Annotated in this window: 12 protein-coding genes; 1 reads left to right on the forward strand and 11 read right to left on the reverse strand. The window is 64.4% G+C overall.

Features of this window, described 5'->3' with window-relative positions; genetic code table 11:
• Window positions 1-373, forward strand: a 373-nt coding sequence (locus ABEL04_RS04290; protein ID WP_375801150.1) for a PAS domain-containing protein, incomplete at its 5' end; no start/stop codon positions are given.
• Between the two features lie 89 nt (window positions 374-462).
• Here ABEL04_RS04290 and ABEL04_RS04295 read toward each other — a convergent pair.
• From ABEL04_RS04295 to ABEL04_RS04345, 11 genes are all read right to left on the reverse strand, one after another.
• Window positions 463-1,440 (reverse strand): ribose-phosphate diphosphokinase, encoded by a 978-nt coding sequence (locus ABEL04_RS04295; RefSeq protein WP_375801151.1) that lies wholly within the window; start codon window positions 1,438-1,440, stop codon window positions 463-465.
• Between the two features lie 201 nt (window positions 1,441-1,641).
• Window positions 1,642-2,250 (reverse strand): Holliday junction branch migration protein RuvA, encoded by a 609-nt coding sequence (gene ruvA / locus ABEL04_RS04300; protein ID WP_375801152.1) that lies wholly within the window; start codon window positions 2,248-2,250, stop codon window positions 1,642-1,644.
• Between the two features lie 72 nt (window positions 2,251-2,322).
• A complete protein-coding gene (locus ABEL04_RS04305) occupies window positions 2,323-4,020 on the reverse strand; it encodes an NAD+ synthase (protein ID WP_375801153.1) in 1,698 nt (565 codons plus the stop codon).
• Window positions 4,021-4,108: 88 nt separating this feature from the next.
• Complete coding sequence (locus ABEL04_RS04310; protein ID WP_375801154.1) at window positions 4,109-4,648, reverse strand: DUF421 domain-containing protein; 540 nt, start codon at window positions 4,646-4,648, stop codon at window positions 4,109-4,111.
• Window positions 4,649-4,685: 37 nt separating this feature from the next.
• A complete protein-coding gene (locus ABEL04_RS04315) occupies window positions 4,686-4,901 on the reverse strand; it encodes a DUF2283 domain-containing protein (RefSeq protein WP_375801155.1) in 216 nt (71 codons plus the stop codon).
• 68 nt (window positions 4,902-4,969) lie between these two features.
• A complete protein-coding gene (locus ABEL04_RS04320; protein WP_375801156.1) occupies window positions 4,970-5,317 on the reverse strand; it encodes a DUF86 domain-containing protein in 348 nt (115 codons plus the stop codon).
• Window positions 5,314-5,508 (reverse strand): nucleotidyltransferase family protein, encoded by a 195-nt coding sequence (locus ABEL04_RS04325; protein ID WP_375801157.1) that lies wholly within the window; start codon window positions 5,506-5,508, stop codon window positions 5,314-5,316. Before ABEL04_RS04325 ends, ABEL04_RS04320 begins: the two co-directional genes overlap by 4 nt.
• 148 nt (window positions 5,509-5,656) lie before the next feature.
• Window positions 5,657-5,872: a DUF2283 domain-containing protein gene (locus ABEL04_RS04330; RefSeq protein ID WP_375801158.1), complete on the reverse strand. Its 216-nt coding sequence runs from the start codon at window positions 5,870-5,872 to the stop codon at window positions 5,657-5,659.
• On the reverse strand, window positions 5,857-6,171 hold the full coding sequence (locus tag ABEL04_RS04335) for a hypothetical protein (RefSeq protein ID WP_375801159.1): 315 nt from the start codon (window positions 6,169-6,171) through the stop codon (window positions 5,857-5,859). Before ABEL04_RS04335 ends, ABEL04_RS04330 begins: the two co-directional genes overlap by 16 nt.
• 1 nt (window position 6,172) lies before the next feature.
• Window positions 6,173-6,706, reverse strand: a complete 534-nt coding sequence (locus tag ABEL04_RS04340; protein ID WP_375801160.1) for a hypothetical protein — start codon at window positions 6,704-6,706, stop codon at window positions 6,173-6,175.
• A gap of 44 nt (window positions 6,707-6,750) precedes the next feature.
• A partial coding sequence (locus tag ABEL04_RS04345; RefSeq protein WP_375801161.1) for a YetF domain-containing protein occupies window positions 6,751-7,007 on the reverse strand: 257 nt, incomplete at its 5' end.

A 7,007-nucleotide genomic window follows, 5' to 3' on the forward strand; every position in this document is an offset into this window, starting at 1 on the left:
TCCCCATCCCGCCTCTCCTACCTCCCAGTCGGACGTTGGAACCGGTTCCAAAGACGACGATCCGTCTCATGCTCCGGTACTCACCCTAGACCGGGGCGGCACGATCCAGCACCTTGCCGAACCGGCGCGCCGTGTGCTTGAGTACCCCCCTGACGCAACCCCCGATCCCTGCTTCTTCTCACACGTCCACGGCCGCAACCTCCGGCGCGTCATGCGGGACCTGGCGCGCATGGTGAGCCACCGAAAGCAGCGGGCCCGGTGGCTCCTGCGCCTCCGCACCGGAAACGGACGCTGGCGCTGGTACCGATGCGTCGCCCGGAATCATCTCGATCAGCCGGACGGGGCCATTCAGGTTCGCCTCCGGCCGCTGTGATGCGGGAGCAGCGTGCTCGCGTTCGCCGAGCGTGCTGCCGTCCCCTACACCTCATCCGGGGTGCAATCTGAAATCACTTCCTCACCCGATTACACCTTGTTCAGGGCGCTCACGGAGGTCTCGGCGTGGATGGCACGGATGGCCGCCGCAAACCGGGGGGCCGCGTCGCAAATCCGGAGGCGCTCGGCTGCCCCTCCCTTGAGATGGGGGGCCACGGTGTTGGTCACGAAGAGCGCATCGAGGGCCGAGTCGGCGATGTGCTCGGCGGCGCCCCCGACGAAGAGACCATGGGTCGCCACCCCGTACACGACTTGCGCCCCGCCGTTGGCGCACGCCGCGGCGGCCTGCGTGATCGTGCCCCCGGTGCTAACGATGTCGTCTACGATGATGGAAACCCGCCCCTCGACGGTTCCGACGAGCGTCCCGCCGGTGACGCCTTCTTCCCGGCGCATTTTCTCGACAAATGCCGTCGGCACCTCGCGCCCGAGCTTTGCGCTCAGCCCCTCCGCAAACTTTCCGGCGCGCTTCACCCCGCCCTCGTCCGGCGACACCACGACCACGTCCGCGTCGCCCACCTCCTCGGCCATCCGATTTACAAACAGTGGGTGCGCCTCCAAGTGCTCGGTGCGGACTCGGAACGAGTTTTGGAGCACGGCGAGGTTGTGCACGTCCATCGTGAGGATCCGATCCACCCCGGCGGCCCCGAACAGGCTCGCGACGTATCGGGTAGTGACGGACCCGCGGGGGCGGGTCTTGCGGTCGTTGCGCTGGTAGCACAGGTAAGGAACGACGGCGGTGACCCGATCGGCCGAGGCGTCACGGAGGGTCCCCAGGAAAAAGAGAAGCCGACACAGCTTGTCGTTTACGCTCCACGCCTCCTCTCCGTAGAGCGACTGAATCACGAAGGCATCCCGGCCCCGAACGTTCACCTCGGACCGCACTTCGTGCTCCCCATCGGCAAACGTACGCTCGTGGTGGGCATCCAGCTCGGTGTCAAGCGCCGCGGCGACGGTTCGGCCGAACTCCTGACTTTCGGAGAGGGCGAACAGGCGGAGGTCGTCGGACATGGAGGCTGCGTCGTCAATCGCAAATTTGGTGTGCCACAAGGGACCGCCCAAAAACTAAGGGGCGACTCGTGGTGCGTGAAGCGCGACGCGTGAAGAATGATGCATGATTGTCAACCGATCGGGGTCCCCGCGGGCCGGGTTCATGGGTCGCCTCCAGCACAAGGGAGACAGTCAAGCGGAGGCAGCGCCGGGAGCAAGTTCTTAGTCCTGGCTCTCCTTCAGGGCCCGCTGGGTGAGCTCGTCGGCCGACTGAATGCCGGCGTCCTCGCGCAGTACCTGGCGGATGGCGCGCTCGGCGTCGGCCTTGCTCATGCCCAGCTCGGTAAGGGCCTCCAGGGCGTCGGCCCGCGCCTCGGCCCGGGCGTCGGAGCCGCCGCTGAGGGGAGATGTGTCGTCGAAGACGTCCAGGTCCGCGAGGGGGTCGCGGAGCTCCACGATGAGCCGATCGGCGGTCTTCTTTCCCACCCCCGAGATCTGCGTTAGGCGGCTCTTGTCCTCCTCCATCACGTGGTCGCGCAGCTCAGTGGGGCTCATCGAGGACAGGGCCGAGAGGGCCAGCTTCGGCCCCACACGCGAGACGCCGGTCATGGTCTCAAAGACCGTCCGCTCGGCCTTGGTGGCGAAGCCGTAGAGCGCCTCGTCGTCCTCGCGGAGGTAGTGGTAGGTGTGGAGGGTCACCTCCTCGTCGGTGTCGGGCAGGCGCTGGTACGTGGAGGTGGGCACGTAGACGCGGTAGCCGATGCCGTTCACGTCTACGAGGGCCGACTCCGGGTCCTTGTCGACGAGCGTGCCGGAGACGTAGTCGATCATTCAGCTGCGTGTAGGCCTGTGGAGGTGTGGGCGTTTGGACGAGGGCGGGCCGACGAGCTGCCGACGCCTGTCCTACTCAGCAAAGGACTCTTCGGCGAGTGCTTCGCCGACGTCCCGGTCCCACTCCTTGACGATGGGAATGCGGCGGCCCACGCCGAAGGCTTTCTCGGTGACGCGGAGGCCGGGCGGCGCCTGACGGCGCTTGTATTCGTTCTGGTCCACCTGCCGCAGCACGTCGCGCACCAGGTCTCGGTCGAGCCCCGTTTCGCTGACGATGGTCCCCAGCTCCTTCTTCTGCTCGATGTAGCGCTTAAGGATGGCGTCGAGCGTCTCGTAGGGCGGCAGCGTGTCGGTGTCTTTCTGCCCCTCGCGCAGCTCGGCGGACGGCGGCTTCTCAATCGTGCTCTGCGGGATGATCTCCGTTCCGGCCCGCTCGTTGATGTGGTGGGCGAGCCTGTAGACCCGTGTCTTGAGCACGTCGCTCAGCACGGCCACCCCGCCGTTCGTGTCGCCGTAGAGCGTGACGTAGCCGACGGCCATCTCGCTCTTGTTGCCCGTCGATAGGAGCAGGTGGCCGAACTTGTTGGAGAGGGCCATGAGCGTGACGCCGCGGGCGCGGGACTGGATGTTTTCCTCGGCCACGCCGGGCTCGGTCCCCGCAAATTCCTCTGCCAGCATCTCGTCGAACGCGTCGACGGCCGGCTCGATGGGGATCTCCTTGAACTCGATGCCCAGGTTCTCGGCGAGCCGTTCCGAATCGGTGACGGAGCCTTCCGAGGAGATCCTGGAGGGCATAGTGACGCCGACCACGCGCTCCGGCCCGAGGGCCTCGGCGGCCAGCGCGCAGGTGACCGCCGAGTCGATGCCGCCCGAGAGGCCCATGAGGGCCTTGTCGAAGATGCCGGTCTTCTCGTAGTAATCGCGGATGCCGAGGACGAGCGCGTCGTGCAGGTCGGCCACCGGATCGCGGTCGGGCGTGCAGGCGTCCGCGGACGCCTCCGTGTCCCAGACGAGCAGGTCCTCCTCGAAGGAGGCTGCGCACGCCACCTGCGTGCCGTCGGCGGCGTGGACGCGGCTGTCGCCGTCGTAGATGATTTCGGTATTGGCGCCCACCTGGTTGCAGAGAAGGAACGGCCGCTCGTGCCGGCGGCAGATGTGTTCTACCAGCTCGTTGCGCACTGCGTGCTTGCCGATTGAAAACGGCGAGGCACTGATGTTGATGAAGAGATCCGGATCCTGCGCCCCCAGCTCGGCGACCGGGTCGCACTCGTAGCGGTGGCCGTTGTTGTAGCCCTCCGGGTGGTGCACATTCCACATGTCCTCGCACACGTGCAGCCCGAGCCGCACCCCGCGCCACTCGACGATGCCGCGCGAACCGGCTGGTTCGAAGTGGCGGTGCTCGTCGAAGATGTCGTAGGTGGGGAGCAGTGTCTTGCACACACGGTCCTGCAGCTGCCCGTTTTCGAAGAGGAGGGCGGCGTTATGGAGCGGCTTGCCGTACGCACCGGGGTTCGGCACCGGCGCGCCGATGATGATCCCAAGGTCCGACGGCACGTGCTGCGCGATGTGCTCGACGGTCCGCTGGGTGGCCGTGCGGAAGAAGGGGTTCTCGAGCAGGTCCTCGGGCGGATACCCCGTCACACAAAGCTCGGGGAAAACGACAAGATCGGCCCCGCGGTCTCGGGCCCGGTGGGCATCCCGGAGAATTTTTTCCCGGTTGCCCTCCAGGTCGCCGATGGTGGGGTTGATCTGGGCAAGTGCAATTTTCATAGGTGCGGCGGTGGCAAGTGCATTCGTCGCTATAGAAGAATACACACGCCCGGTGCTGATGGTGCGTTCCGCCCTTGCGTCCAGTCCGCTACCTCGCCCCTTCCTTGACGTCTGCAAGCAGGGCGTTGTCGATGGCCGGGGCGTCCGGTGGGGCGTGGAGCACGGACACGTCGCCCGTCGACTCCATGACGACGGCGCGCACCTGCTCCAGCCGGGTGACGTTCGCCTCGCGGAGCTTGGCCCGCAGGTCGGCCTCGGTCATGTTGGCGCGGCGCAGGTTGTCGGACAGCACCTCCGTGCCGTCCGTGAGGAGCAGCGGCGCGTTGTCCACGAGGGCCGTAACGCCAGGCACCCGTTTGCGCAGGTTGCCCACGACAAATTGTAGCCCGAAGAGCACCCCGAGCGCCACAGCGCCCTCTAGGAGCGTCGGCTTTTGCCAGAGCGTGACGCTGGCGAGGATTGATCCAATGGCAATGGTGATCGCAAAGTCGAAGCCGCTCATCTTCGAGAAGCTGCGCAGCCCCACGATCCGGGTGTACAGGATGAGCAGGACGTACAGCGCCACCGCCGAGCACACGATCATGAGCGGCGCGTCTTTTGCCGCGCGGATCCAGGTCCAGTCGATCATTGGGGGTCGGGACGAGACGAAGGGACGCAATGAGAGGCTATGGCGCTGCGTCGCGCAGCGGTGCCGAAGCGGAGGCCTCGGACGGATTCTGACGAGCGTTGAGGAGGGAGCAACCGATCACGTGCCCCTCCGGGTCGACCTTCTCTATGGCAGCGTCGTTTTCGGTCTCTCGGAAGTACCCTTCTTTCTGCCTAAAGAGCACCTCAAGATAGTCGCCCTTACGACCGTACCAGACGGTTGTGTCCTTGTCCATCACACCTCACCTCGTTTGATTGAGGGGGCGAAATGCGCTGGGGAAGCAACGAAGCCGTCGAGGGGTGGTTAGCTCTCCATTTCTTCCAGAATCGTGCGCAGGTGCTGACGAACCTCAGGAAGTTCTTCCTGGACGGTGCGCCAGACGAGCTGCCGGTCAACGTCGCTGTAGTCGTGGATGAGGTTGTCGCGCATGCCTGCCATCGAGGACCATGGGACCTGCGGGTACTCGTCGCGGAGCGGTTGGGGCAGTCGCTTCGTGGCTTCGCCAACGATCTCCAGTGCCCGGATGACGGCGAAGACAGATTTGTCGTCGTCCACGAAGGACTCGTAGGTCGTGCCTTCCGCGAACGCCTGTGCCTTCTCGGCGGCGTCGAGGATGTCTTCGAGGTGGTCACTGGAGGAACGGTCGGTCATATCGGCTCGGCCTCCTCCTGCACACGGTCTCCGATGCGGGGCTTGAGGGCGTTCTCTGTGACGAGGTCCACGGACTGCCCGAGAAGATCGCTCAACGTGCGCTCCAGCTCGATAAGGCCGAGCAGGCCAGGTGGATCCTCGAACGTGACGAGGATGTCGATGTCGCTGTCGGGGCGTTGCTCGCCGCGCACGTACGATCCGAACAGGGCGAAGGACTCCCCCCGTACTCGTCGCGGAGCTCGGGGAGGTGCTGTCGAAGCGTCTTCTTGATGTCGTCCAGAGACGGAGACATGACAGAAGGCGAGTGATGAGGTCCTGCGGAACAGGTGCTGCGCGGAGCTACGGGGCTGCGTCGCGCAGTGTCACGGAGACGGGCGCCTCGGATTGCGTCTGACTCACGTTGAGTATGGAGAAGCCGATCACGTGCCCGTCCTGGTCGACCTTCTCCATCACGGCGTCATTGTCCGTCTCCCGAAAGTACCCCTCCTTGCGTTCGAAGATCACCTCCAGGTAGTCGCCCTCGCGGTCGTACCAGACGGTTACGTCTTTGTCCATAGCACCTCACCTCGTTTGATCGAGTCCGTGAAGTACGCCGTGAGAATGAACGGGTCCTCTACCGCTGCTTTCACGACGGCGCACAGATATTTGCTCGTGACCGGTGTGGTCTCGAAGGATCGGTAGAACAGCTCAACGGTCTCATCGGTCCGCGACCGAACGATCCGATCGGGGGCTCGGATCGTAGGACGAAGGAACTCAGGCAAATCAGTCAATTCCGGATGTGTCGTCCGAATGTGGTCCTCCCGTTCTTCGGTGAGACGGAGGGACCGGCCGTGGACATCCTCGTATTCCGTCACTCTAAACTGGAGAAGTGAGGAGCCCAAACAGAAAAGGGGACTCTTGCTCCTCCTTTTCTCGAAGAAAGTCGATTAGGGGCTTGTAGGTCGAGTTCTCGACGTGGGACTCATACCAGTCGTCGTACGTCCCCTCGAGAAGGTGCTTCTCGATCAACCGGGCTTCGTCGAGAAGAACCCAGAGGTTGTGCGTGGCCCGATTACAGAAGCCGAAGGTTTTCTTGGCCTTCAGGCCGTCGAGACCGTGTTTCTCACAGGCCGGGCAGTCACAGTTGGCCAGCGTCTCCCATTCTTCGTCACTCGGATCCCGTCCCTCCCAGCTCCCAAGATCACGGACAGACCGGTCGCCACTTCCAGGCAACTGGATGATGCCTCGGGCGGCCCGGTTTCGCCATCCTGTGGAGTCCACGGAGTCGATGCCGAGCAGGCGGGCGATGTGTAGGGTTGAGTTGCCGCCGACGCCGAAGAGGTGGAGATCTTTATTGCTGAGCGTCTCCCGAATCTTCTGCAGATCGGTGAGTACCCGCCTGTACTTCATCGTCTCGTGAGCACGGAGAAGACTGGGGATAATACCCCACCCCTTCAAGGTCTTGCGGAATTCTGATTGGTTAAAGCGTAGCTGCCCAAAACCGGCACGTCGCCCGTCGACTCCATCACGACGGCGCGCACCTGCTCTAGCCGAGTCACGTTCGCCTCGTGGAGCTTGGCCCGCAGGTCCGCCTCGGTCATATTCCGCGGGCGCAGGTTGTCGGACAGCACCTCCGGGCCGTCCAGAAACAAGAGCAACGTGTCTTTCGCCCCACGGATCCAGGGTCCGTTAATCGTCGGTGTGCCGGGAC

The sequence above is a fragment of the Salinibacter sp. genome (assembly GCF_042218895.1).
Lineage (GTDB): Bacteria > Bacteroidota > Rhodothermia > Rhodothermales > Salinibacteraceae > Salinibacter.